Source organism: Sphingopyxis sp. H115 (assembly GCF_001468465.1).
Taxonomy (GTDB): domain Bacteria; phylum Pseudomonadota; class Alphaproteobacteria; order Sphingomonadales; family Sphingomonadaceae; genus Sphingopyxis.
In genome coordinates this window covers 169,964-194,401 of sequence record NZ_LNSA01000005.1, presented here as the reverse complement: position 1 = coordinate 194,401, position 24,438 = coordinate 169,964, and the positions used below count along the sequence as shown (strand labels likewise).

Below are 24,438 nucleotides of genomic sequence, written 5' to 3'. Positions count from 1 at the left end.
AAATTATCGACGGTTTCTGGTGGTGTGTGCGAAACATCCGGACGCGGGGCGCGTGGGGCATCAAATTTGTCCGGGCAACAAGGGGTTGTATCATGACGAAATTCTCCAACCGATCGATCCGGGTGCTGCTGGGGCTGAGCGTTTGCGTGCCGGCGCTCACCGCGCCCGCCTTTGCGCAAGATGCAGCCAACGCCGATGCCGATGAGGAAATCATCGTCACCGGGTCGCGCATTCCGACGATCCGCGACCAGGGCCCTGCCCCCGTCACCACGATCGATTCTGACACGATCCGCGCCAACGGCTATACCAGCGTTCCCGAACTGCTCGCCGCAATGACGCAGAACAGCGGCGAGACGCAGAGCCCGCAATCGGGGAGCAGCGCCGACTTCACGCCGGGCGCGCAGCAGGTCGACCTGCGCGGGCTCGGCCCCAATCACACGCTGGTACTGATCAACGGCCGCCGCATCGCCGACTTCCCCCTGCCCTATATCGGTCGCAGCAATTTCACCGACATCTCGAACATTCCCGTCAGCCTGATCGACAAGGTCGAGATTTTGAGCGGCGCGGGATCGGCGATCTATGGTTCAGACGCGATCGCGGGCGTGGTCAACTTCAAGATGAAGGAAAAGCTCGACGGCATCACGCTCGACTATCGCCACGGGCGTACCGAGCATGGCGGCGGCCTGTCGCACCGCTTTACCGCGACCGGGGGCTGGTCGTCGGGCGGCTTCAGCATTGCGGGCGGCGTCGAATATCTCGACCAGCGCCCCCTGTGGGCGTATCAGCGTAGCATCCAAGACAGCACCGACGACAATCCGGTTAGCACGATCGCGCGGCGCACGTTTCTGCGCTACAGCATCGACAACGACACCTACATCGACCCCGGCGCCGATACCTGCGCGCGCCTGTCGCACCTCAACCGCGGCTCGACCATTTACGCCTCGCGCCCGCGCTATGGCGACTATGACCCGGTGATCGACGATTATGGGCCCGGTTTCTATTGCGGCAGCAAGGAATCGATCGGCTATGGCACGATCGTTTCGGGCCGCAAGGGCTTCAACAGCTTCGGCACCATGTCGTACGAACTGTCGGACAATGCCAAGCTGTTCGCCGATTTCCAGTTCGGGATTAGCAAGGTCCGGCTGATGTACGACGTCACCAGCTGGGCGTTCGAGAACAGCTCGTCGAGCTCGGACAACAGCTTCTACAACGCGTTCGACAACACGATCGACGACTGGTCGCGCCAGTTCGCGCCCGAAGAAACCGGCGGGTTCGAGATGCAGCGGTCAAAGCAGACGACCTACAGCATTACCCCCGGTATTCGCGGCGACTTCGGCAACGGCTGGAATTACGAGGCGTCGTTCAACTACAGCCGCTATCAGTCGGTCGTCCGCTGGCCGCAGATCATCAACCAGAAGGCGAAGGACTTCTTCCTCGGCCCGCAGCTCGGGATCGATGCCGACAGCGGCTATCCCATCTACAACCGCGACCCCAATATCTATCTCTATCGCGCGCTGACCCCGGCCGAATATGACAGCATCTCGGCCGATACCGTCTATCGTCCGTACAGCTGGACCAACAATCTGCAGGCGACGCTGACCAACGGCGAATTGTTCGAGCTGCCGGCGGGGCCCGTCGGCTTCGCCGCGGTCGCCGAATATGGCAAGCAGGGCTATAACCTCCGCCCCGATCCGCTCGCGCTCACCGACTATTATTACAGTTGGAAGGACAGCGACGGCAAAGGCAAGCGCAGCCACGCCGCGATCGGCGGCGAGTTGCGCGTGCCGGTGCTCGAGTTCCTGACGCTGACCGGAGCGGGGCGCTACGACACTTTCGGCTTCGCGGGCCGCGACGTCGGCAAATTCACCTATAACGGCGGGGTCGAGGTGCGGCCGACCAACAGCCTGTTGTTCCGCGCCGCCTATGGTACCGCTTTCCGCGCGCCCGACCTCCACTATGTCTTCACCGGGCCGGGCAATGTGCAGAGCAGCGTCGACGATTACTATCTCTGCGGCATCGAGGAGCCGGACGAGGAGATCGGCGATTGCAGCTATTCGGGCAGCGGCATTGTCGTGAACCGGAACGGCAACCGCGATCTGCGAGCCGAAACGGGCAAGACGCTGACCGCCGGCATCGTCTTCTCGCCGTCGAGCCGCCTCCATGTTTCCGTCGATTATTTCCGCGTCTCGCTCGACAATCAGGTCGACGACCTCAGCGTCGACCAGATCGCGCGCGACGAGGCGGCGTGCCGCCCCGACGCCAATGGACAGACCGAGCTCGACCCCAATTCGCCGACCTGCCAAGACGCAATCGCGCGCGTCACCCGCTTCACCACGGGCGGCCTCGCGGGGCAAATTTCGTCGGTTGCGGTCAACCCCATCAACATCGCGCGCGAAAAGACGAGCGGCATCGACGTCGCCTTCCGCGGGACGCTGCCGACCAGCTTCGGCGACTTCACCCTGTCCCTGGCGCACAGCCATGTTTTCAAACACAGCTTCCAGCAATATCCGGGCGATCCGATCGAGAACAAGCTGGCGTTCGACAGCGGCTTCTATCTGCCGCGAGACAAGTCGAACGGCAGCATCAGCTGGGAAAAGGACGGGCTGCAGTTTACCGTCTCGGGCACCCGCCTCGGCAAGCTGCCTAATTACGACGAGGACGCCTTCCTGAAGGCGAGCTACCTCTTCAACGCGACGATGCAATATGATTTCACCGATCATCTGCGCGGGTCGCTGACGATCCGGAACCTGTTCGACACCAACCCGGTGAAGGACCCGACCTGGTCAGCCTATCCCTATTATAACGCCAGCTGGTATGACAGCATCGGGCGCAGCGTGTTTCTGCAGCTGACCTACAAGCTCGGCGGTTCGGCGCTCTGAGTTTGCCGCCTCCCCAATCCAGGACACCGGCTGCCCGCCGGGGGGTCCGGAGGAAAAGGAAACCGGTGATATTAGGCTGGCGGACCTTCGAGCTCGCCTGCTGGACGGGCCAGCGACGAGAAATCTAGCGGTTGTTCCCGCAAAATGCCTGCAATTCAGTGTGGGGAGGAAATCAACGCCCTAATCGCCCTTGCGAGCATGTCGACGTCGCCGGGCCCGTTGAACAGCGCTGGTGTGATCCGGACGCACGCCCCGCGCGCCGGCCCCGTACGATGCACCGAGAATATCCTGTGATCGTCGAGCAGACGCTTGGCGACCGCGATATTGTCCGCTTCGCTGATGCGGCCCGTGAGGCGGAAAGATGTGATGCCGCCGTGCAAACGGGCATCGGCCGGGGTTAATATGTCGACCCCCGGCGTGTCGCGCAGCGGTTCTGCCCAGAGATCGCGCAAATAGCGCAAGCGCGCCGCGCGCGCCGTATCGCCGATCCGGTCTTGAAAATCGAGCGCGGCAGGAACGGTGAGCTGCGCCGCGAAATCGACCGTGCCCGTGTGAACGCGCGCCTGGGCGGTCGCGGCGAACGGCGGTTCGTTGGCGATGTCGGGATCGATCAGCTCGACCTTCGTCTTGCGGATATAGAGCGCACCAACCCCCAGCGGGGCGCCCACCCATTTGTGCAGATTCAATCCGACAAAATCAGCGTCGAGATCCGGCAACGAGAAGTCGAGCTGCCCCCAGCTGTGCGCCGCGTCGACGATCGCATCCACCCCGCGTGCGCGCGCCATCGCAACGATTTCGCGAATCGGAATGACAAGGCCGGTCCGGTGGCTGAGGTGGGTAAGCAGGATCAGGCGAACGCGGGGATTGGCCTTGAGCGCCGCTTCATAGCAGTCGATCAGTCCCTGATGCGTCGCGGGTTCGGGAAGCGCGATGCGCACCACATCGACGCCGCGGCTTTTCTCCAGCGAGTCAAAGCACGCCTGCATGCTGTCATAGTCGAGGTCGGCGTAAAGCACCGCATCCCCGGCGCGCAGCCGGTTATAGCCGCCGATGAGCGCTTTTAGCGCCTCGGTCGCGTTGCGGGTAAAGGCGATCTCCTCGGGCGCGACTCCCAGCTTCGTCGCGACGCGGGCCCGCACGGCGATGAGATCGGGGGCGAGCCCGCGACGGGCATAATAGCTCGTCGCACGGTTCACCTGCCGGACGGCGGCTTCATATTGTTCGAGCACGGGCCGCGCCATCATGCCCCAATTGCCGTTCTCGAGCTGGATGATGTCCGGGATCACATCGTACTGCGCCGCCACCTTCGCCCAATAGGTCTCGTCGTCGGACCGGGCGCCCGCCGGCAGCGGCGCGGCGTCCAGCCGCCCCGCCACCGGCGCCGCCGCGGCGGCCATCAGCATCTGCCTCCGGTTGAGCTCCACGCCCGCTCCCTTCGCGTCAGAAATTGATCCCGAGGCGAACATAATATTGGCCGCCGTCGGTGTCATAGGGGGCGTTTCGCGAATAGATCAGCCCGCGCACCGCCTGATTCGTCGCCTCGTCGGGGTAGGTGTCGAAAATATTCTCGGCCCCGGCGCGGATCGACAGATGATCGTTGAGCTGGATGCTGGCCGACAGGTCGAACATCACCATCGATCCGAACCGCTGGAAAATGTCGCCCGTCGCGTTACCGCTGACGTCGGTCCACGGACCGTAGTAGCGCGCGCGGCCCTGCAGTCCGAAGCGGCCGACCGTGTAGCCGAGCGAGGCGGTGCCATTGTGCTTGGGCAAGCGGTCTTCGAACAGGATTCGCTGCGTCTCGTTGCCGATCGACGCGCTCGTGCCGCTCGTCACCCGGGTCTGGTTGTAATTATAGGCAAGACTGAGATCGACCTTGCCCGGACCCAGGTCGCGCGCAAAGGCGAGCACGACATCGATCCCGCGCGTGCGCGTATCGAAATCATTGGTGAAGTAGGTGACCGCCGTGAAACGCTGCGGATTCGGCAAATCGGCCGGCACCGCAAAGGTCCTCGACTGCCCGAAGCGGTCGCGCAGCTTGATCTGATACAGATCGATGCTGCCCGTCAGCCCGAAACCCGACTGGAAAGTCAAGCCTGCGGTCAACGTTCGGGACTTTTCCGGTGTCAGTGGCCGAGCGCCCAATGCGATGGCGATGGGATCGGACGGCGACAGCCGCCCCGTATTGAATATCTGCAGGGTCGTGGTGTCGAGGCCCTGCGTCGTGCTCACCGCATTGAGCTGCGCGGGCGTGGGCGCGCGAAAACCCGTCGACCAGGTTGCACGTAGCGCCACACCGTCAAGGGGCTCGAGGCGCGCCGAAAGCTTGTAATTGAACGTGTCGCCAAAGGCCGAGAAATCCTCGTATCGCCCGGCCGCGCCGAGCGTCAACACTTCGGCGGGCTTGACCTCGACATCGACATAACCGGCGTAGCTCGTTTGCGACCACTCTCCCGCATTCAGCAGGCTGAAGCCCGGAAAGCCGTTGCTGTTCGGCGCCAGTCCTGTCGCCGCACCAGGTCCGATCGCATAGGAGGCGGGATCGCCCGGCCGGATCGCATAGGTTTCCTTGCGCCGCTCGGCCCCGAACGCAATGTTCGCGGGCTCGATCAGTCCAAGAGGCAGTCTGTAGACGAAGTCGGCGTTCAGGTTGAACTCGCTCTGGCGCAGGCGCCCGAGATAAAAGCTCGTCGGGCTGTCGGGGCCGAGCGACGCGTTGAGCGATTCGCTCATATTATAGTTGATGCGGCTGCGGCCGAGCGACGCGCTGAGGTCATAGGTAAAGGCATCGCCAGCCTCGCCTCGCAAACCACCCGCAGTCTGGAAATCGTCATATTCGGTGCCGAAGCGCGGAGTAAAGCCGGCGGGATAAAGGCTGGTGAAGCTGAAACCGGGGAACGCCGTGCTCGGATTATAGACGTTCCCCGTGCCCGCGGGATTGCGCCAGTTGAAGTCGGTGACACCCTCTCCGTCGGTTACCGTCCCGAACGCGTAGAGCGTCGCGCCATCGGCAATCTCATAGTCGGCGTTGACGCTGCCGCGCACCGACCTGAGGTCGGGCTGGCCCCAACGCTGCACCGGATTAGGCACCTCGATATCCGGATTTGCCGCCTGAAAGGCTTCGGCGTCCGGCCGCTGTCGTGTGCGCGAGGTCGCATCGGACTTCGCAAATTCACCGGTGAAGACGAGCGTTCCGCGGTCGCCGAGCGCCACGCCGCCCTGCCCGCCGGTTTGATAGCTCTGGCCGTCGCCTTCATAATAGCTCGAATATTGGCCGAAGGCAGTCATGCCGGGCCGGTCGTCGAGGATGATATTGATGACGCCCGCAATCGCATCCGAACCATATTGCGCCGATGCGCCATCGCGCAGCACCTCGATCCGCTTGATCGCAAGGTTTGGGATCGTCGCGAGATCGGCCGCCTGCGCGCCGCGCGTGCCGAGGAGCGCCGAGCGGTGATATCGCTTGCCGTTGACGAGCACGAGCGTCTGGTCGGGCGACAGGCCGCGCAGCGTTGCCGGACGGACGAACGCCTGACCGTCGGCGGCCGGCAGGCGCTGCACATTGAATGAGGGCAAGAGTTGCGCAAGCGTATCCGACAGGTCGTTCGACACGCTATTGTCGATTGCCCGACCCGACAAGACGTCGATCGGCGCCAGCGTGTCGAACTGCGTTCGCCGCGCGTCGCGCGTGCCGGTAACGATGATGGTTTCGCCATCGGAGCTTCCGGTTCCGACCGAAGCCATTTCTTCGGCAGAGGCCGTTGCAGGCGCAGAAAATTGCAGCGCGACAAGCGCGCAGGCAGTGAGGCTTTTCATGGATGCTCCTTGGATCTCGACGGGGAGAATTATGTTCTGGTTGCGGTCGCGACCTAGGAATTCATTGTGACAAACAGGTGTCGAGAGATGCATTCAGAGGGGCGAAGCCACCGACGGGCAGAACACTGTCGGGGGAGCGAGCGGGAAGCATCGACAGTTTATTGAACGATTTGGGGATCAGCTTCGCGGCAGCCGAAGCGGAGCCGGCTTGACGGCTTCAGGCGCGAAGCAGTCCATGTGTGACGCCGCCACCGATATTCCCAAGAGCTACGGCCGAGCAGCGATTCACGAACTCGAGGTCAATACTGCCTTTCAAGACTTCGATGCGTTAGCAGCTTGGACCAATCAACGCACAGTTGCCCAGCTGAAATATTTCCGAGTTATTTTAATATCTTAATAGAGTCGGCAGTGGAGGAGGGACCTGAACATATCTGTTAACAGGCTGTTTTATCTAAACTTTTAGGTGGCCGGATTATCCGCCGGCTCAATCTACCCCAATTCCACCCCCAATCGATGGGACGTTGGAAAATGTCGTCGAGTTGTAGTGCAAAGGCCGCACGTAGCCGCCCTCTCCTTACATCGCGGTGCTCCGCAGTTCGTTTCTCCATCCGCGTGCATTCTGAAAGGGAATGATCACAATGGGCCGGTAACGGACCGGCGGCTTTTGGATCGAAAGCAGCGGAAAGCGGAAATCAGCAAAGAGTGATCATTCCTTTGTCGCCTTTAAGAGTCGCACGACTGATGCTGCGGTCATTGCATTGATCCGGAAGACTGGGGCGCTTCACCGCGGCTCCGCGCTCCAGCCCCGGCCGACCTCGCGAGCTCTGCGACGCGCTGCCGGCGAGCATCGATCACAAGTCTTGAAACCGGAAAAATCGCTTCCTAATTTCTTCCCGGACGCCGGATTTGCCGGGTCTTTAGGACATAGAGAGCGTCGGCTCTATGTACCGGCGCGCCTCATGCCCGAATTGCTTCAATCAGGAGGATTTGGAAATGAGAACCGATTTTGACTTCACCCCCTTCCGCCGCTCGACGGTAGGTTTCGATCATCTATTCGACCTGCTCGAAAAAGGGCAGCGCGGCGAGACGTCCGACGGCTACCCGGCCTTCGACATCGTGCGCGAGGTCGACGACCGCTTCCGCATCACGCTCGCTGTGCCCGGCTTCAAGGCCGACGAGATCGAGATCGTCGCGCAGCAGAATCAGCTCAGCGTGACGGGCAAGCCGGCGGAGGAAGATGAAAAGCGCAACTATCTTCATCGCGGCATCGCCCGCCGCGCCTTCGAGCGGCGCTTCCAGCTCGCCGATTATGTCGAGGTCGGCAGCGCGAGCTTCGCCGACGGCCTGCTCGCGATCGAGCTCAAGCGGGTGATTCCCGAGGCGATGAAACCGCGCAAGATCGAGATCGGCAGCGGGAACACCGAACCGCGCCGGATCGGATCATCGAAGGAAAAGACGCCCGAAAACGCCTGACAATCCTTTGGGCCGCTGTTCATCAGCGGCCCCGCTTTTCTGATGAAGTCCAACTGAAAGGCCGGAGACGCTCCATCGCTCGGTCAGTCGATCGCGCGGATGACGTCGGCCGCGCGCCACTCGGCTGGCCTGATCAGCCCGTTGTGCGCGATCCGGACCGAGTGCAGTGTCGCCTCGATCTGGCGGCGCCACATCGCCAGAAAATCGAACAACACCGGAAAGTCCGGCGGAAGATCATATTCCTGCCAGACGTACAGCTGGAGCAGCGAAGGATGATCGGGTCGGTAATAATGGATCTCGGCGGTGGTCAGCCCGTAGCCGTCGAGCTGCGCGATCAGCGCGCGGTCGGTCATGGCGAATGCGCCTCGCCGCCGTCGAGCGAGCGAAGCGCCGCGAGCACATCGTCGACCGGCACCGCGCGCCGCGCGCCCGGCGGCTTGCGCAGCGCGGGCTTGCCGCGGACCGACACGCGGTCCGATACCCAGGATGCAAGAAGGGCGCGCTTGACTTCGGGCTCGAAGCTCGGGTGATGCGCTACGTCGAACGGGTGTAGAAACCGGGAAAATGGCTGCGACATGATCGTGCCTCCTTCCTTGTCGCCATTCCTTTCTCGTTGTGCGGCATGGCGCCGCGACGACAGATTTTGGTAGCGGAGCGAGTCGAGTCAAGAGGGCTCACGCCGCTCACAACATGCATTTTGTCGCTCTCGCGCAAGGAGTGACAAAAAATTTGAGCGATCCTCTTGAAGCGAAAAAATGCGCTTCCTAGCTCTTCGGCGCCGCGCGTCCCGGACAGGCGCGCGGTCTGTATCATATCGTTATGCAACATGGAGGTTATGCATGCATTTCCGTCCCTTGCACGACCGTGTGGTCGTCCGCCGCATCGAAGCCGAGGAGAAGACCTCGGGCGGCATCATCATCCCCGACACCGCCAAGGAAAAGCCGCAGGAAGGCGAAGTCGTCGCCGTCGGACCGGGTGCTCGCGCCGAGGACGGCACGGTGACCGCGCTCGACGTTCGGGCCGGCGACCGCATCCTGTTCGGCAAATGGTCGGGCACCGAGGTGCGCATCGACGGCGAGGAGTTGCTCATCATGAAGGAGAGCGACATCCTCGGCGTCATCGAAGAGGCCGAGGCGCTCAAAAAGGCCGCCTGACGCCACATCCATCCAACAACTGAAAGGACAGCAAGAAGGAGGTATAAATGGCTGCCAAGGAGGTGAAATTTGCGTCGGACGCGCGTGATCGCATGCTGCGCGGCGTGGATACGCTTGCGAATGCAGTGAAAGTCACGCTGGGCCCGAAGGGCCGCAACGTCGTGATCGACAAAAGCTTCGGCGCGCCGCGCATCACCAAGGATGGCGTCACCGTCGCCAAGGAAATCGAGCTTGCCGACAAGTTCGAGAATATGGGCGCGCAGATGCTGCGCGAGGTCGCCTCGAAACAGAACGACAAGGCCGGCGACGGCACAACCACCGCGACCGTGCTCGCGCAGGCGATCGTTCGCGAAGGCTCGAAGGCGGTCGCCGCGGGGATGAACCCGATGGACGTCAAGCGCGGCATCGATCTCGCCGTGAACAAGGTCGTCGATGACCTCAAGGCGCATGCCAAGTCGGTCGAGGCCAACAGCGAGATCGCGCAGGTCGCGACGATTTCGGCAAACGGTGACGAAGAGGTCGGCAAGATCCTCGCCGAGGCGATGGAGAAGGTCGGCAACGAAGGCGTGATAACGGTCGAGGAAGCCAAGAGCCTCGCGACCGAGCTCGAGACGGTCGAGGGCATGCAGTTCGACCGCGGCTATTTGAGCCCCTATTTCATCACCAACGCCGAGAAGCTCAAAGTCGAGCTCGACGACCCCTATATCCTCATCCACGAGAAGAAGCTGTCGAACCTCCAGGCGATGCTTCCGCTGCTCGAAAGCGTCGTGCAGTCGGGCCGGCCGTTGCTCATCATCGCCGAGGATGTCGAGGGCGACGCGCTCGCGACGCTCGTCGTCAATCGCCTGCGCGGCGGCCTCAAGGTCGCGGCGGTCAAGGCACCCGGCTTCGGCGACCGCCGCAAGGCGATGCTCGAGGATATCGCGGTGCTCACCGGCGGCAATGTCGTCAGCGAGGAGCTCGGCATCAAGCTCGAAAGCGTGACCGTCAACATGCTCGGGCGTGCCAAGAAGGTCGTCATCGACAAGGACAATACGACGATCGTCGACGGTGTCGGCGCGAAGTCCGACATCGACGCCCGCGTCGCGCAGATCCGCCAGCAGATCGAAACGACGACGAGCGATTACGACCTCGAGAAGCTGCAGGAGCGGCTTGCCAAGCTCGCGGGCGGCGTCGCGGTGATCCGCGTCGGCGGTGCGACCGAGGTCGAGGTCAAGGAGAAGAAGGACCGCGTCGACGACGCGCTCCACGCGACGCGCGCGGCAGTCGAGGAAGGCATCCTTCCCGGCGGCGGCATCGCGCTGCTCCGCTCGCTCAAAGCGCTCGAGGGCCTGAAGGCCGCGAACGACGACCAGCAGTCGGGTATCGACATCGTCCGCCGCGCGCTCCGTGCCCCGGCGCGCCAGATCGCCGACAATGCCGGCGAGGACGGTGCGTGGATCGTCGGCAAGCTGCTCGAAAGCGAGGAGTATAGCTGGGGCTTCAACGCCGCCACCGGCGAATTTCAGGACCTTGTGAAGGCCGGCGTAATCGACCCCGCCAAGGTCGTGCGCACCGCGCTGCAGGATGCTGCGTCGGTCGCCTCGCTGCTGATCACGACCGAAGCGCTGGTCGCCGAGCTGCCGAAGGAAGAGAAGGCCGCGCCGATGCCGGCGATGGACTTCTGACATGCGGAGGGCGGCGGGGTAAGCCGCCGCCCTCCTTCGCCTGCAGTTCCGTCGGCGGAGATTTCGACCAAAATCTCTCGCGCGACTAGAATGGCCGATAGCGGTCTGTCCTTTGCCGACCCTTATGCGATCTTCGATCGCCACGCGGCAGGGCTCGAAAATCCGGCGGTGCTCGGCGCGGGGCGCTTCGACCTCGCCTTCGTCATCGTCTTCCTGCTGCCGCTGCTGCTGATCGCGGCGACCTATGATTTCTGGTCGCGCGACGTCGAAAATGGCAGCGCTCGGCTCCAGCTCGCACACCCACGAACTGTTCCGCGCGCGCGAAGTCGGCACGCGGATCGGCCTGATGCGCGAAGGGCGCCTGCAACGCATGATCGCCGCCAAGGACATCAGCGCCGCGGAGCTCGAAAGCCTCTATCTCGAAGAAATGGGGCGCTGACGTCCCCGGCATCACGGCAGCCGGGATGACCCGGCGGGCGCTTGCTGTCGACGGGCAGCCGCAGCCTTCGCCCGGTCGGTTCAACAAAATCGCGCTCGAAGGGCGCTGGCCATGCAGCGCGCCGACGCCGCGGCGCGCTGCCATGTCCGACGCCGAGCCTATTTGCCGGCAAGTTCTTTCACCAGCGCCGGCGCAGGATAGATCGTTTCCAACGCCTCCTGCACCGCGGCCGACGACACCACCACCGTCCGGTTGAGCGACGGATCATAGCCGTAATTGCCGCCGAGCGAGTGGATATTCCCGTCGAATGCCGCGCCGATGACGCCCGCATCCTTGTCGATGACCGGCGACCCCGAATTGCCGCCGATAATGTCGTTGGTGGTGACGAAGTCATAGGTTGTCGAGCCATCGATTGCTGCCTTCTTCGCGGCAAAGGCCGGCGCGACGTCGAAGGGCGGGTTGCCCGTCGCGCGGTCGAAGGTGCCACCGAGCGTGGTCGCGATCGGCACCGGCTTGCCGCGCTCGTCCCATCCCTTGACCCAGCCATAGCTGATGCGAAGCGTGAAGGTCGCATCGGGATAAAGCTTGTCGCCATAGGCGGCAAAGCGCGCGTCGGCGAGCTTGCCGGCGGCGGCGGCGAGCGGCCCGGCATAGGCCTCGTCGATCGCCTTCTTGAGCGCGCGCTGGCGCGGCGCGAGGCGCAGCGCATAGCGGATCATCGGATCGTCGCTCGCCTCGATCGCGGCGCGGCCGCCATCCCATAGCTGCTGCCGATAGGCGGGATCGGCGAGCTTCGATCCCTCGACCAGCCGCTTCGCGAGCTGCTCGGGGCTCTCGCGATCGAGCAGCAGCTTGGTGTCGGGATCGTCGGCACCCAGATATTCGCGCGCCTTCGACAGGCTCCATTCGAGCGTCAGCTCATCGAGCCAGGGGTAAACCGGGCTTTCGTCGAGCAGCCGCTTCTTGGTCAGCGGCAGCGCGCTGTCGGTATAGCCGGGCAGCCGCTCGCCATTGGGCTTCTCGCGCTCTTCCGCCGCGAACACGAGCGTTTCGGCATAGCCGTAAAGATCGCTCGTCGGGGTCGAGAAGCGCGCCGGCAGATAGAGCGCGCGATACGCCCCCACCGCCTTGTCGACCGCAGCCCAGGGATCGCCGATCGCGGCATTGCCCGCGCTGCGCTGTTTGAGATCGGCTTCCTTCGCGGCGAGCGTGCCCGTGAACGCCGGATCGTTCAGAGCCTTCTGACGCCCGATATAGACTTTGAGGCTGTTCTCGATGCCGTTGAGCATGTCCAGCCCTTCGCGCGCATGGTCGGGGCTTTCCTCCATCGCGCGCACCAGCCGACCGCGCAGCTCGGACATCGTCGTCACCGTGACCGGCAGGCGCACTTCGCGCTCGAACGCGAGCTGGCTCGTCGTGAACAGCCGGCTCGTGGAACCGGGGTTGCCGACGACGAAGGTCGCCTCGCCCTCCTGCGGTGCGCGCGGAGTCCATTTGAGATGATTGGGGGTCGCAACCGGCTTGCCATTCTCATAGGCGCGCAGGAAGCTCGCATCGAGCGAGTAGCGCGGGAAATTGAAATTGTCGGGATCGCCACCAAAGGTCGCGGCCCGATCCTCGGGCGCCCAGGCGAGGCGCACGTCCGAATATTTGCGATAGGTGTAGAGCTTGTACTGCCCGCCGCCGAACAGGGTCACGACCTGACAGCGCATTTTTTCGGTGTCGGCGCAGCCCGCCTTCTCGAGCTCGGCGATCTTGGCGTCGCGCGCCTTGGTCAGCGCCTCGCCGGTCAGCGATCCGATCGCCGCCTTCACATCCTTGGTCACGTCGGCGATGCCCGTGACGACTTCGGCCTGCTGCCCCGGACATTTGAGCTCGAGGTCGCGCCGATCAGCGACATAGCCCGCGTCGAGATAGTCCTTGCCCGCCTTCGAATTGTCGAACAGGCAGGTTGCGACGCAATGATGGTTGGTCAGGATCAGGCCCGAATCCGAAACGAAGCTAGCCGAACAGCCGCCCGTCAGGCGCACCGCGGAGGCCTGGACCTTGTCCAGCCAGGCGCGCTCGGGCGTCCATCCCAGATCCTGCTTCACCTGCGCCGCGGGAAAGGCGTCGAAGGTCCACATCCCCTCCTCGGCGAGCGCCGGCGACGATGCAAGAACGGTGCCCGCGAGGGCGACCGAGAGAAAGGGCTTCAGCACATAGTTCATCGAAAAATCCATCCACGACCAAATTAGAATGCGCGATCAATGTCAGTTCCGAACAGGAAACACTGACCAAGGATACAGCATATCATTGTTAGCTGCTTCGAGGGTATCTGACCAGTAGAATTGGCCTTCTACAAGCGGGCGCATGTTCGGCAACGAACGGTGACGCGCACAAGCTTGGCCAAGTCGTACCCATTTCCATCGAGCCGCTCGAACGCGGTCGAGGTCCGGACATCGACGTCGATGTCGGGATGCCGGGCGATGAAATCGGGCATCCGACAGCTTGTAGGGGCGCTGTCGCTTGCTCGCATATTTTACTTGGAGTTCCTTGCCCCCCATCTGGGGTATCGCCTGTTTTCGTCACAGGCCGGAAGTACCCCCTCCAGCACCCCCCAAATCAAATCGTCGCCCGTGCTCGCAGCGGGTCGCAACCGGACACCGGCGCGCCAAATATCACGTCAAAAATATTTGATTTTATTGTGAAAAAATCCACCGGTGGCTAAAACGGGTCGTTGGTGGAAAATGAGGATTGGTAGCGGAGGAGGGATTCACACGAAAAACATAAGATACTGATTTATAACAACGTTCTTGATCGTCGTGCCGATAATTCCGCTCAATCCACCCCCAATTTTACCCCTTCGCGACAGGCCGTGCCGAAATATCGACAGGCCGACATGCGCGATCCCTGCTACGCCCGAGAACGCGGCTGTTTACAGTGTGATCGCAGAAAGGACCGCAGACTATCGACAAACACCACGGTTGCACGGCCGACCTTGGCTGCCTCGATGTCGCCGGAAGCGATGAGCTGGTAGATCTTGGATTTGCTGAGCCCCGTCATCCGTACTGCGTCGGGAATGCGAACGCTTATCGGCCCAATCGGGGGCGCGTCGTCGCCATTCGTTGCAGGCTGCCGGGCCGACATCGGACTATTTCTTACGTGCCCGGCTGAACGAGCGGTCGCTCGCCAGGAAGCCGCTAAGCATGAATGGAATGAGGTCCGGTACGGACTCGCGTCGGCCGTAGGCCGCCTCATAGGCCTCGGCGTAGTCGTTCAGCGCTTCGATGAGATCCGGCATGACGTTGATCGTGATCTTAGCCGGCGTCCGATCGGGCAGCCTTGGCAGCTTCAAATCAGCCATGACGGCCTCCCCAGGGTCCGGGCAATATGATGTCTTTGTGCACGACCACCCGTAGCGGCCAGCCGGGACGCACGCGCAAGGTCGGCTGGATATTGAGATTGCGCGTGACGAGCTGATCGCCGGCGCGCGCGCCGCTCTGCTGCGCTGACTCGCGGATCGCCCGGACAAGGTCGCTTTCGGTGCTGCCGAAGCTCAATTCAGTGCCGACGCCCAGCAGTGTCGACAGGGCGACGCCCTTCAGAAGTTGCCAAGTATGCCGGTCGATCCGGTCGGACAGACCCGCATAGCCCTGCGTATCGGTCGCCGGCACATTGTCGATACGAATCGACGAGCCGTCGGGCAGGATAATCCGCTGCCAGACGACCAGCGCACGGCTCTGCCCAAACGCTACAACGCTGTCGTAGCTGCCGATCAGCCGCGATCCTTGCGGAATGAGCAGACCGCGCCCGGTCACACTGTCATAGACGTTCTCCGTGATCTGCGCGGTGACGAGCCCGGGAAGATCCGAGTTGAGCCCGGTTATGAGGCTCGCGGCAATGATGCTGCCGGCCTGCAAGGTCCAAGGCGATACGGACTGCGCCAGCGCGTGCGGATTGATGTCGTCGTCGCGATTGGCGTGGCCGACCAATTCGTTCTTGCGCCCCTGGGCGTTAGGATCTCGGTCAGGGTCGAGGAGCGGCTTGGCAGTCTCGGCCGATGCTGGCGGAACACTTGCATCGGTAGTCACCGGTGCAGGGGCGGCGGCGCGACCGCCGCCCGCCAATTGCAGCATGACGCCAGACTCGCGTGCGGCCTTCTGCTCAGCGGCGATGCGCTGGCGCTCGGCTTCGGCTTCCTGCGCGGCCCGGCTCACCGCATCGGCAGCGGGGTCAGGGGGAACCATCCCGCCAAGCTGCCGCTGGCGCTCGAGGATCGGCCGCCCGAGATCACCGGGAAGCGGTAGCCCGAGCTTCGGCACGTCGCCATAGCTCGTCGGCGCGCCCGCGAGCGCATCAGGCGGCGCCTTCGCGCCAACCAGCTTTTCATCGCTTCGTGCGATCAGGCTCAGGGTCGCGGGCTTGAGCGCCAGCCAGGCGACGCCGATGATCGCGGTCGAGCCGGCGGCAGCGATGGCGACGATCGCACCGCGGCGAAAACGGGTGACGCGGCCCGGCGCCGCGCGCAGAACGAGCGTTTCGGGGTCGGCTTTGGGCGCCGCGATCGGCGCGGAAGAAGCGGTTGGATCGGTCACGCGCCCCTCCCGGCCTTGCGCTGCCGGCTCTTCGGCTGGGCGGCGGTGATACGGACAATCTGCTGTTTCTTGCCGCCAAGGCGCAGCTCGGCGACACCGAACAGGCGGTCGACCACATAATAGCGGCCGGCGACGCGATAGTTGACGAGCTGGGCCTCGCCATCCTCGCCAATCACGAACAGCGGGGGCGCCTCACCCACGGCGATCGCAGGCGAGAACTCGATGTAGGTCTGCCGCCCATCGTCGAACGCGCGCAGCGGCCGCCAGGCCGGCTTGTCGCCCGAGATCGCATAGTTGAAGTTGAGGCTTTCGACCGAGAGGCCCGACGCGATCGGCGTCGCCGCCACGGCTGCATCGCGCTGACGCCGGAGCGCGATCAGCTCGTCATGTGGATAGGTCCAGGAGATCGCCGCCATCGCGGTCGCGGGCGTGCTTTCGAGCTGGAGATGGTAGGTCCGGCGATCGGTAGCAATGACAAGGTTTGTGCGTAGGCCCGCCGAAAACGGCTTGACGAGGATGTGCACGCGCTTGCTTTCGCCGATGCCGCTGGTGGTATCGCCGACAGTCCAGCGCACGGTGTCGCCGGCGGCGACGGACACAATCGTTTCGCCCGGCTGCAAGGCAATGTCGGTGATGCGCTCGGGCGCGGCATAGAGCCGGTAGAGCACGCCTTCCGCCCAGGGATAGACCTGGACGGCATATATATATCCCGCGCTCGACGGCTCGCGCAGTGCCGCCCGGTTGGCGGCAGTGACGCGCGCGGTGGGTGACGCGGGTTCGCGGCTCTGCGCAGCGACGCCCATGGCAAGCGCCATCGCGCTCGCCGCCAGGATGAGGGCACGGATCATTGGTCGGTCCTTTCGGGGGATGGTGCGGCTGCGGGTTGAGCAAGGGTCGGATCGAGCGGCGAGCCCAGCGGAATGTCGGTGGGCGGCGCGACCGGGAGTGATTGTGCGGGATCGGGCACGGCCGATGGTTGCGGCGAAGGCGGCCGGTCCTGAGGCGTTTCCAGTTCGCGGCTCCAGTCGATCGCGTCAACATAGAGACCGAGCGGGTTTTTTCGGAGCACATCGGCCAAGCGCGGCGGCTTGATCTTCACCGTGAGCATCGCCGTCCAGCGTGACGTGCTGGCGAGGCTTCCCCGCTCATATTGCTGCTCGGTCCATTTGACCTGGAAGCTCGTATCCGACGCGCGGACGACGCTCGTCACCTGCACCGAAACCGTCTTGCGCCCGACATCGGCGAACGGATTGGAGGTGCGGGCATATTCGCCGAGGAACAGTGACGCACGTTCGGTCGCGAAATCATAGGCTGATAGCCAGTTTTCACGCATCAATACCGGATCGAGCGAGCGCGCTCGAACGCCGGTGATGAACCGGCCGAGGAACCATGCGATCTGCGGATCGGTCGGCCGATAGTCCTTGGCGGCAGGCGCGACGGCCTGTGCTTGCCCGAGTGCATCGACCTCGACCACATAGGGCACGACGCGGCTTTGCATCGATTGCCAGACCAGCGCGCCCGACAGACCAGTGGTCAGGAACAGGCCGCCGAAGGCCATCAGCCGCCAGTTCTTCGCCTGTGCGCGAGCCGAGCCGATACGCTCATCCCAAAGCTGGCCCGCTCGTTGGTAGGGTGTCTCGGGTTCGGGCGTTCGCCCATAGCGCTGCAATGCGCGTCGAAATTTCATCGCTCAGTCCCTTTCCTTGATGTCTGGAGTGGCGCCAGCGCCGCCGCGGTCGCCGCCCTGGATTGCGTGGATCGCCATCTGGCGGCGGTGGCGAGCATTCTGGCTGGCATGAAGCTTCTGCGCCCAGGCGGGTGTTCCTTCAGCTGCGCCTATCGGCGCGGCTGCGGGGGCGGCGCCGCCGGCACGGGTGCTTCCTGCTTCCCATGCGGCGCGCTGCCCACGATCGGCGGCAGCGCTAACGCCGAGACCGCCGCTCATCCGGTTGGCAGCCGCGCCGCGCATGGCGGTCGCAACGCCGCCGAGGCCCGCGCCGACGCTGGTCGAGCCCGAGGTTTCCTGCCCGAGCTTGTAGGCAGTGGATGCGGCAGACCCCATCGATGTACCGGCGCGGATCGCGCCGAGACCGGCCCCCGCGAGACCGCGTGCCGCGCCGACGGCGCCAGCGCCTGCCATCGCAAGACCTCCGCCGGCAAGCACGGTAGTGGCGATCACCGATCCGGCGCCGAGCTGCGGCGCGCCGGCGACGAGGCCGGATGCGATTCCCGGGCCGAAGATGGAGAGGCCAAAGATCGCGAGGCTCGCGAGCATCAGCGACACGGCCTGTTCGATCGACACCTCGTCGCCGGTGATCGCACTGGTGAAGTCGGCGAAATAGTTAGAGCCGATGCCGACGATGACCGCGAGCACCATGACCTTGATGCCCGAACTGACGACGTTCCCGAGCACCCGTTCGGCGAGGAACGACGTGCGGTTCCACAGCGCAAAGGGCACGAGCACGAAGCCGGCGAGCGAAGTAAGCTTGAATTCGAGGATTGTGATGAAAAGCTGGATCGCGAGGATGAAAAAGGCGGCGATGACGACGACCCAGGCGATCACCAGCACGGCGATCTCGATGAAATTGTCGAAGAAGGCGATCGGGCCAACCAACTCCTTCGCCTGCTCGAGGAGCGGCCATGCTGCCTCGAAGCCGGTCCCGGCCAGCTTGCCGGGTCGCAATAAATCGTCAGCCGTAATCGCGCTGCCCCCTGCGGTGAGGCCGAGGCCGGCGAAGCTGCGAAAGATGATATCGGACAGTGTCGAGAAGCTGTTGAGGATCAGGGCGAAGACGCCGACATAGAGGATCTTTTTGAGGAACTTGGCGATGACGTCGTCTTCGCCGCCGAGCGCCCAGAACAGCCCGGCGAGCGTGATGTCGATGCCGATCAGGATCGTGGTCAGGAAACCGACGTCACCGCCCAACAGGCCGAACCCGCTGTCGATGTAGGAGGCGAAGGCCTCCATGAACTGATCGATGACATTCAGGTCATCCATATGGGCGGGTTCCTGCTTGAAGTTGAAAGGTGTCGCGGGGACCGGCGGCCATGAGAGGGGCAAGCCCTACGGCCCCCGCGACGAGACAGGTTCGGACCCGGGGGGAGCTGGGGGCGCGGTCCTCGCCTGCCTCAGCTCATTGGCGTGGCGTGTAAGCCTTGCCGTCGCCGAGGAAGCGGCGCGTCGACTCGCGTGCCTCGCGCGCGATCTGGCCCCGCTGCGCCTGCTCGACCGATTCCGCCCGGAACTGCGCCGCCATCATTTGCTGAAGCTGGAGCTGCTGCTTGGCGGTGAGCGCGAGAAGCTGGTTCGTGGCCTGCTGCGCCTGAAGCGAGCCTTCCGCGCCCTGGCTGCGCGCGACGATGTCGGCGAGCGCCTGCGTGTCGCTCCGTACGTTGTCGACGATGCGGTTCTGGACCCCCATCGTCTGGCGAAACGCGGACATCGCGGTATCGAGTTGATCGCGTGCGCGAGCCACACGCTGATCGCGGCGGAACACCTGATCGAACTCCTGCGGGTAGAGCTGGCGGAAGCGCTCGTCGAGCTGATCGATGCGGAAGTCGACGCCCTGCGCCTGGCCCATGAGCTGGTCGATCTGCTGGAGGCGCTGGCGAAGCTCCTGAAGTTGCGGGAAATCGATCCGGGACAGGTTCTTGCCCTGGTTGATCAGCATCTGCGCTTCGTTCTGGAGACTCTGGATCTGGTTGTTGATCTGGGCAAGCGTGCGCGCGGCGGTGAGCAGGTTTTGCGAATAGTTCGATGGATCGAACACACTGAGCTGGGCCGCGACGGGCGTCGAGGTCAACGCGATGCCGATACCGAGCGAGCCGACGGCGCCGAGCGCGAGAGCGGAGAGGCACGCATATTTGCGGATAGGGATACGGGGCACGGGAAATTACTCCTTGTCTTCTGGGGGGCGGGCGGCAGGGTGACGCCCAAGCAGGTCGGCCGCCCAATCGAGGCCGGCTTGGGAGAGAAAGGTCGCGGCGAAGTCGGCCTGGCCCTTTTCGGCCAGCACCGCGTCTATGCGCTTCTGGCTGTCGGGATCGGACGCGCCGCACAACGCCAGCGCGATCGGGCCTAGCCCAAGCTCGAACAGCCGGTTGCCGCGCGCTGATTGCAGATAATATTGCCGCTTGGGCGTCGCGCGGCTGACCAGTTCGATCTGGCGCGCGTTGAGACCGAAGCGGACGTAGACCGTCTGGCCCTGCGGCTCGATCGCCCGATCATTGGGCAGCAAGATGCGCTGCGGACAGCTTTCGATGATGGCCGGCGCGATCGTGCTGTCGGCGATATCGGCTAGGCTCTGTGTCGCGAACACGACGCTGACGTTCTTCTTGCGCAGCACCTTCAGCCACTCACGGATGCGCGCGGCGAACAGCGGGTGGTCGAGGAACACCCAGGCTTCATCCAGTACGAGAAGCGTCGGCCGCCCGGTGAAGCGCTCCTCGAGACGATGGAACAGGTAGGTCAGCACGGGCGCAACGACGCCCGCCTGCCCCATCAGCGCTTCAGTCTCGAAGCACTGCACGTCGGCGATCGCTAGATCGTCTTCGGCGGCGTCGAGCAGGCGGCCGAACGATCCTTCGAGCGTATAGGGCGCGAGCGCCGATCGCAGCGGTGCCGATTGCAGCAGCAGCGACAGGCCGGTGAGCGTGCGTTCCTCGATCGGGGCGGTCGCGAGATTGGTGAGCGCCGACCAGACGGCCTCCTTGATCTCGGGTGTGACCAGTACTTTCTCATGGGCGAGCAGCGCGCCGATCCATTCGGTCGCCCAGGCGCGTGCGTTGGAGCGATCGATGTGGCGCAGCGGCTGGAAGGCGATCGTTCGCCCGCCCACGTCATCGGCATGACCGCTCTCACCGCCAAGCCCGAGCGCGTGATGCGCGCCGCCCATCGCCAGCACGGCCGCGCGCGCCGAAAATCCCTTGTCGAAGACATAGACCTGGGAGTCTGGATATCGCCGGAACTGAAGCGCGAGCATTGCGAGCAGCACCGACTTTCCGGCCCCGGTGGGTCCGACGATCAGCATATGACCGACGTCGCCGACATGCGTGCTGAGACGGAACGGCGTCGAGCCGCTGGTTTCCGCATAAAGCAGCGGCGGACCGTCGAGGTGCGGATTACGCGCCGGTCCTGCCCATACCGAGGACAGCGGCATGAGATGCGCGAGATTCAGGGTGTGGACGATCGGTTGCCGGACGTTCGCATAGACATGGCCCGGCAGGCTCGACAGCCACGCCTCGACCACATTCATGCCCTCGCGGATGCAGGTGAAGCCGAGCCCGTTGACGATGCGCTCGACCGCGCGGACCTTTTCCTCGACGCGGGCGCGGTCGATATCGGCAACGGTGATCGTCGTCGTCAGATAGCCGAACGCGACATGATCGCCGCCGAGCGCCTGCAAGGCGAGGTCGGCATCGACCACCTTGTTGTCGGCATCGCTGTCGAGAAGCTGGACCGGCTGGTTGTAGATGACTTCGCGCAGCAGCGCGGTGATCGACTTGCGCTTGTTGAACCACTGCCGCCGCAGGCGAGTGAGCGCTTTGGTTGCGTCGGTCTTGTCGAGCGCAATGAAGCGCGTCACCCAGCGATAGCCAAAATCCTCATGGTTGAGTCCGTCGAGGATGCCGGGACGGCTCGCGTTCGGAAATCCGAGGATGGTGAGCGTCCGCAGATGCTCGTCGCCGAGCATCGGTTCGAGCCCGCCGGTCAGCGGCGTGTCGGCGAGCAGCCCGTCCAGATAGATGGGCGTTTCGGGCACGGCGACGACATGGCGGCGCGCGGAGATCGCACCGTGGAGAAAGGTCAGCATTTCGCTGTCGCCGAGCGCGCGCACCTCGGGCATGAAGCCTCTGAACAGGTCAAGCGCACGATCCGTCTCGGCGATGAAGCCGGCAAGCGCTTGTCGCCAGTCGCGGCCCTTCGCGTCGTCGCTGCGCTCGATCAGCGCTCGGCCCGCCGTGTCCGCCTGATCGGGCGGAGGCAGGAGGGTGAGCGTCAGATAATAGCGGCTCTCGAAATGCGCGCCCGCGCTTTCGAACGCCGCGCGCCGTTCCTCATCGACCAGCCACGACGCCGCATCGGGAAAGCTGCTGTCGGGATAACCCAGCGCTTCGCGCCGCTCGGCCTCGAAATGGAGTGCCCAGCCCGAGCCGAAGCGCTTCAGGACATTGTTCGCCCGCGCGCAGGCGGCGACAAGCTCGGCTTCGGTGGCGGATTCTAGATCGGGGCCGCGGAACCTGAGGACGCGCAAAAAGCTGCCGTCCTTGTTGAGCACCACGCCGGGCGCGACAAGCGCCGCCCATGGAAGATGATCGGCGAGCCGGTCGGCCTTCTGACGGTATTCGCGCAGATTCAGCATGACAGATGCCCCTTCTGGCGAAGGTGGCGGACAAGGACCGGGGCGAAGTCGGGATCGCGCTTGGCGGCGAACACCGCGAGAGTGTGCCCGAACGCCCACATGGCCAGCCCGGCGATCCACTGCTGGAGACCGAGTCCGAGCGCGGCCGCGATCGTACCATTGACGATCGCGATCGCTCGCGGCGCCCCGCCAAGCAGGATCGGCTCGGCAAGCGCGCGGTGCATCGGCGCCTCGAACCCCTCGATATGGCTGGCGCCATAGGAATTTGGCGCGTTCACGAGATGAGCGCCCCGCCGCCGAAGCTGAAGAAGCTGAGGAAGAAGCTCGACGCCGCAAACGCGATCGACAGGCCGAAGATGATCTGGATGAGGCGCCGGAACCCGCCTGCCGTCTCGCCGAACGCGAGCGTCAAACCGGTGACGATGATGATGATCACCGCGACGATCTTGGCGACAGGACCCTGGACCGATTCGAGGACCTGCTGAAGCGGTTCCTCCCACGGCATGCCCGAGCCGGCGGCCTGCGCGGTGGCGGCGAGCGCAAGCCCGAGGCCGATGGCGGCGCCGGTGAGGAAGATGCTCCGACGATCGGGAATACGGGCAGGAATACGGGACAAGCGCATGGTCATTCTCCTTGGGGTTCGAGGGCGTGGTCGGGAGTAAGGTCGAGGACGGCGTAGCCGCCGTCGGGATCGAGGCCGGCGACGCGCGCGATCGTGTCGACGCGGCGCGCGAGGCCGCGCCCGGCGATGAACACGATCATGTCGATGGCGTCGGCGATCAGCCGGCGCGGAACGGTGACGACGCTTTCCTGCACGAGCTGCTCGAGCCGGTAGAGCGCCGACACTGCCGAATTGGCGTGGACGGTTGCGATGCCGCCCGGATGCCCGGTGTTCCAGGCTTTGAGCATGTCGAGCGCTTCGCGCCCGCGCACCTCGCCAACGACGATGCGATCGGGGCGGAGCCGCAATGTCGAGCGGACAAGATCAGCCATCGTGACGCCGCCGGCTCCGGCAGTGCCAATCGTACGCGTGCGCAGCCCCACCACGTCGGGCGCGGCGCATTGCAACTCACGCGTGTCTTCAATGATGATGACGCGTTCGTCGAGGTGCGCCATCTCGGCGAGCAGCGCGTTGGCAAGCGTCGTCTTGCCCGAACTGGTGCCACCCGCGACCAGGATGTTCTTGCGCTCGACCACGGCCATCGACAGCAGTCGCGCCGTGTCGGCGGGCATGATGCCGTCCCGCACATAGTCGAGCAAAGTGTAGATGCGCGCCGCGGGCTTGCGGATCGAGAAGCACGGCGCGAGGCTGACCGGCGGCAGGATACCCTCGAACCGCTCGCCCGCGCCTTCGCCGTGCGGTGGCAGCTCGGCTGACACGATCGGCGCATTGCCATGAACCTCTGTCCGTGCGTGGCTGGCAACCAGGCGGATGATCCGCTCGACCTGCGCGGGCTCATATTTGGTGCCGGTATCGATCCGGCCTTCGCCGAGTCGATCAAGGCGCAACACGCCGTCCGGGTTCACCATGATCTCGATGACCACCGGATCGGCCAGCGCTGCGGCGATGGTCGGCCCCATCGCGGTGCGCAGCATCGCGCGCCGACGCCCTGCGGAATTATCGGAGCCGAAAAGCGTGTCGCTCATCGCCCACCTCCATTGTCTTTCGCGGAGGCAGCAAGCGTGCGCTGGCCGCTGGCGAGCGCTTCGCCGACGCGGGCAATGAACGCCTCGAAGCGGTCTCGGCCGATCGCACGCGCCGCTTCGTCGGCTTCGGCCAAAGGGGCCTGCACCATCAGTTCATAGCGGATGAACAGCGCCAGGCTCTCGAGCAGCACATGCCCGTCACGCTCGACACGCCCCAGCGCGAGCGACATGCGATCGAGCCGCTGGCTGAACTTGTTCTCCAGCTCGCTCGCCGCCTGCCGGTTGAGCCAGGCGGTGAGCGCGTCGGTGAGGATCGCCGATTTGGACGCGCCGGGCTGGCTCGCCAGCGCCTCGAAGCGGTGGCTCAGATCTTCGGGCAGGAAGAGCTGGTAGCGGACGCGGTTGGGTTTGATCGCGGCCATTG

The 24,438-nt window shown here is 64.2% G+C and carries 23 protein-coding genes; 5 read left to right on the top strand and 18 right to left on the bottom strand.

Annotated elements, in window-relative coordinates:
• The first annotated feature begins 92 nt into the window (after positions 1-92).
• The gene (locus ATE71_RS06015) at positions 93-2,879 is read left to right on the top strand and encodes a TonB-dependent receptor domain-containing protein (RefSeq protein WP_058802524.1); all 2,787 of its coding nucleotides are present in this window, start codon (positions 93-95) and stop codon (positions 2,877-2,879) included.
• Positions 2,880-3,034: 155 nt separating this feature from the next.
• Here ATE71_RS06015 and ATE71_RS06010 read toward each other — a convergent pair whose 3' ends face one another.
• Entirely contained in the window at positions 3,035-4,303 is a 1,269-nt protein-coding gene (locus ATE71_RS06010) for an aminotransferase class V-fold PLP-dependent enzyme (RefSeq protein WP_201022924.1), read from the bottom strand.
• 16 nt (positions 4,304-4,319) lie between these two features.
• Positions 4,320-6,695, bottom strand: coding sequence for a TonB-dependent receptor plug domain-containing protein (locus ATE71_RS06005; RefSeq protein WP_058802522.1), 2,376 nt, complete (start codon positions 6,693-6,695; stop codon positions 4,320-4,322).
• Positions 6,696-7,688: 993 nt separating this feature from the next.
• Between ATE71_RS06005 and ATE71_RS06000 the strand changes: the two genes are divergently transcribed.
• A complete protein-coding gene (locus tag ATE71_RS06000) occupies positions 7,689-8,168 on the top strand; it encodes an Hsp20 family protein (RefSeq protein WP_058802521.1) in 480 nt (159 codons plus the stop codon).
• Between the two features lie 83 nt (positions 8,169-8,251).
• On the opposite strand, the gene ATE71_RS05995 is transcribed toward ATE71_RS06000, so the two are convergent.
• Together ATE71_RS05995 and ATE71_RS05990 are read right to left on the bottom strand one after the other, a co-directional pair.
• Positions 8,252-8,521, bottom strand: coding sequence for an usg protein (locus tag ATE71_RS05995; protein ID WP_058802520.1), 270 nt, complete (start codon positions 8,519-8,521; stop codon positions 8,252-8,254).
• Complete coding sequence (locus ATE71_RS05990; RefSeq protein ID WP_058802519.1) at positions 8,518-8,745, bottom strand: hypothetical protein; 228 nt, start codon at positions 8,743-8,745, stop codon at positions 8,518-8,520. The genes ATE71_RS05995 and ATE71_RS05990 overlap by 4 nt, the downstream gene beginning before the upstream one ends.
• A gap of 262 nt (positions 8,746-9,007) precedes the next feature.
• On the opposite strand from ATE71_RS05990, the gene groES reads away from it, so the two are divergent.
• From groES to ATE71_RS22445, 3 genes are all read left to right on the top strand, one after another.
• A complete protein-coding gene (gene groES, locus ATE71_RS05985; protein ID WP_058802518.1) occupies positions 9,008-9,322 on the top strand; it encodes a co-chaperone GroES in 315 nt (104 codons plus the stop codon).
• A 47-nt stretch (positions 9,323-9,369) separates the two neighbouring features.
• Positions 9,370-10,989 (top strand): chaperonin GroEL, encoded by a 1,620-nt coding sequence (groL, locus tag ATE71_RS05980; protein WP_058802517.1) that lies wholly within the window; start codon positions 9,370-9,372, stop codon positions 10,987-10,989.
• Positions 10,990-11,260: 271 nt separating this feature from the next.
• A complete protein-coding gene (locus tag ATE71_RS22445) occupies positions 11,261-11,428 on the top strand; it encodes a hypothetical protein (protein ID WP_160328011.1) in 168 nt (55 codons plus the stop codon).
• A 158-nt stretch (positions 11,429-11,586) separates the two neighbouring features.
• On the opposite strand, the gene ATE71_RS05975 is transcribed toward ATE71_RS22445, so the two are convergent.
• From ATE71_RS05975 to ATE71_RS05920, 14 genes are all read right to left on the bottom strand, one after another.
• Entirely contained in the window at positions 11,587-13,638 is a 2,052-nt protein-coding gene (locus ATE71_RS05975) for a S46 family peptidase (protein ID WP_058802560.1), read from the bottom strand.
• A gap of 128 nt (positions 13,639-13,766) precedes the next feature.
• The gene (locus ATE71_RS22440; protein ID WP_160328010.1) at positions 13,767-13,910 is read right to left on the bottom strand and encodes a hypothetical protein; all 144 of its coding nucleotides are present in this window, start codon (positions 13,908-13,910) and stop codon (positions 13,767-13,769) included.
• Positions 13,911-14,323: 413 nt separating this feature from the next.
• On the bottom strand, positions 14,324-14,557 hold the full coding sequence (locus ATE71_RS23020; protein WP_051035681.1) for a helix-turn-helix domain-containing protein: 234 nt from the start codon (positions 14,555-14,557) through the stop codon (positions 14,324-14,326).
• Positions 14,558-14,561: 4 nt separating this feature from the next.
• On the bottom strand, positions 14,562-14,774 hold the full coding sequence (locus tag ATE71_RS05970) for a DUF2274 domain-containing protein (RefSeq protein ID WP_017499928.1): 213 nt from the start codon (positions 14,772-14,774) through the stop codon (positions 14,562-14,564).
• On the bottom strand, positions 14,767-16,005 hold the full coding sequence (locus ATE71_RS05965) for a TrbI/VirB10 family protein (RefSeq protein WP_017499929.1): 1,239 nt from the start codon (positions 16,003-16,005) through the stop codon (positions 14,767-14,769). Before ATE71_RS05965 ends, ATE71_RS05970 begins: the two co-directional genes overlap by 8 nt.
• Positions 16,002-16,853, bottom strand: a complete 852-nt coding sequence (gene trbG, locus ATE71_RS05960) for a P-type conjugative transfer protein TrbG (RefSeq protein ID WP_006635655.1) — start codon at positions 16,851-16,853, stop codon at positions 16,002-16,004. The genes ATE71_RS05965 and trbG overlap by 4 nt, the downstream gene beginning before the upstream one ends.
• Positions 16,850-17,692, bottom strand: coding sequence for a conjugal transfer protein TrbF (trbF, locus tag ATE71_RS05955; protein WP_026108910.1), 843 nt, complete (start codon positions 17,690-17,692; stop codon positions 16,850-16,852). Before trbF ends, trbG begins: the two co-directional genes overlap by 4 nt.
• A 3-nt stretch (positions 17,693-17,695) precedes the next feature.
• A complete protein-coding gene (trbL, locus tag ATE71_RS05950) occupies positions 17,696-19,003 on the bottom strand; it encodes a P-type conjugative transfer protein TrbL (RefSeq protein ID WP_017499931.1) in 1,308 nt (435 codons plus the stop codon).
• Between the two features lie 136 nt (positions 19,004-19,139).
• Entirely contained in the window at positions 19,140-19,892 is a 753-nt protein-coding gene (gene trbJ / locus ATE71_RS05945; RefSeq protein ID WP_017499932.1) for a P-type conjugative transfer protein TrbJ, read from the bottom strand.
• Between the two features lie 6 nt (positions 19,893-19,898).
• A complete protein-coding gene (gene trbE / locus ATE71_RS05940; protein ID WP_017499933.1) occupies positions 19,899-22,367 on the bottom strand; it encodes a conjugal transfer protein TrbE in 2,469 nt (822 codons plus the stop codon).
• Positions 22,361-22,591 carry a VirB3 family type IV secretion system protein gene (locus tag ATE71_RS05935; RefSeq protein ID WP_051035683.1) on the bottom strand — a complete coding sequence of 77 codons (231 nt, stop codon included), beginning with the start codon at positions 22,589-22,591 and terminating at the stop codon, positions 22,361-22,363. Before ATE71_RS05935 ends, trbE begins: the two co-directional genes overlap by 7 nt.
• Positions 22,592-22,641: 50 nt before the next feature.
• Entirely contained in the window at positions 22,642-22,995 is a 354-nt protein-coding gene (locus ATE71_RS05930) for a TrbC/VirB2 family protein (protein ID WP_017499935.1), read from the bottom strand.
• Positions 22,992-24,014 (bottom strand): P-type conjugative transfer ATPase TrbB, encoded by a 1,023-nt coding sequence (trbB, locus tag ATE71_RS05925; RefSeq protein WP_017499936.1) that lies wholly within the window; start codon positions 24,012-24,014, stop codon positions 22,992-22,994. The genes ATE71_RS05930 and trbB overlap by 4 nt, the downstream gene beginning before the upstream one ends.
• Complete coding sequence (locus ATE71_RS05920) at positions 24,011-24,436, bottom strand: hypothetical protein (RefSeq protein WP_017499937.1); 426 nt, start codon at positions 24,434-24,436, stop codon at positions 24,011-24,013. The genes trbB and ATE71_RS05920 overlap by 4 nt, the downstream gene beginning before the upstream one ends.
• Positions 24,437-24,438 lie beyond the last annotated feature (2 nt).

Coding starts and splice junctions, on each gene's coding strand:
- ATE71_RS05920 (WP_017499937.1), bottom strand. CDS start 24,436: ATGGCCGCGATCAAACCCAACCGCGTCCGCTACCAGCTCTTCCTGCCC.
- ATE71_RS05970 (WP_017499928.1), bottom strand. CDS start 14,774: ATGGCTGATTTGAAGCTGCCAAGGCTGCCCGATCGGACGCCGGCTAAG.
- ATE71_RS05990 (WP_058802519.1), bottom strand. CDS start 8,745: ATGTCGCAGCCATTTTCCCGGTTTCTACACCCGTTCGACGTAGCGCAT.
- trbG (WP_006635655.1), bottom strand. CDS start 16,853: ATGATCCGTGCCCTCATCCTGGCGGCGAGCGCGATGGCGCTTGCCATG.
- groES (WP_058802518.1), top strand. CDS start 9,008: ATGCATTTCCGTCCCTTGCACGACCGTGTGGTCGTCCGCCGCATCGAA.
- ATE71_RS06005 (WP_058802522.1), bottom strand. CDS start 6,695: ATGAAAAGCCTCACTGCCTGCGCGCTTGTCGCGCTGCAATTTTCTGCG.
- trbE (WP_017499933.1), bottom strand. CDS start 22,367: ATGCTGAATCTGCGCGAATACCGTCAGAAGGCCGACCGGCTCGCCGAT.
- trbF (WP_026108910.1), bottom strand. CDS start 17,692: ATGAAATTTCGACGCGCATTGCAGCGCTATGGGCGAACGCCCGAACCC.
- ATE71_RS06000 (WP_058802521.1), top strand. CDS start 7,689: ATGAGAACCGATTTTGACTTCACCCCCTTCCGCCGCTCGACGGTAGGT.
- trbB (WP_017499936.1), bottom strand. CDS start 24,014: ATGAGCGACACGCTTTTCGGCTCCGATAATTCCGCAGGGCGTCGGCGC.
- ATE71_RS22445 (WP_160328011.1), top strand. CDS start 11,261: ATGGCAGCGCTCGGCTCCAGCTCGCACACCCACGAACTGTTCCGCGCG.
- ATE71_RS06015 (WP_058802524.1), top strand. CDS start 93: ATGACGAAATTCTCCAACCGATCGATCCGGGTGCTGCTGGGGCTGAGC.
- ATE71_RS23020 (WP_051035681.1), bottom strand. CDS start 14,557: ATGTCGGCCCGGCAGCCTGCAACGAATGGCGACGACGCGCCCCCGATT.
- ATE71_RS05930 (WP_017499935.1), bottom strand. CDS start 22,995: ATGACCATGCGCTTGTCCCGTATTCCTGCCCGTATTCCCGATCGTCGG.
- ATE71_RS05995 (WP_058802520.1), bottom strand. CDS start 8,521: ATGACCGACCGCGCGCTGATCGCGCAGCTCGACGGCTACGGGCTGACC.
- ATE71_RS22440 (WP_160328010.1), bottom strand. CDS start 13,910: ATGCCCGATTTCATCGCCCGGCATCCCGACATCGACGTCGATGTCCGG.
- ATE71_RS05935 (WP_051035683.1), bottom strand. CDS start 22,591: ATGCACCGCGCGCTTGCCGAGCCGATCCTGCTTGGCGGGGCGCCGCGA.
- ATE71_RS05975 (WP_058802560.1), bottom strand. CDS start 13,638: ATGAACTATGTGCTGAAGCCCTTTCTCTCGGTCGCCCTCGCGGGCACC.
- trbL (WP_017499931.1), bottom strand. CDS start 19,003: ATGGATGACCTGAATGTCATCGATCAGTTCATGGAGGCCTTCGCCTCC.
- groL (WP_058802517.1), top strand. CDS start 9,370: ATGGCTGCCAAGGAGGTGAAATTTGCGTCGGACGCGCGTGATCGCATG.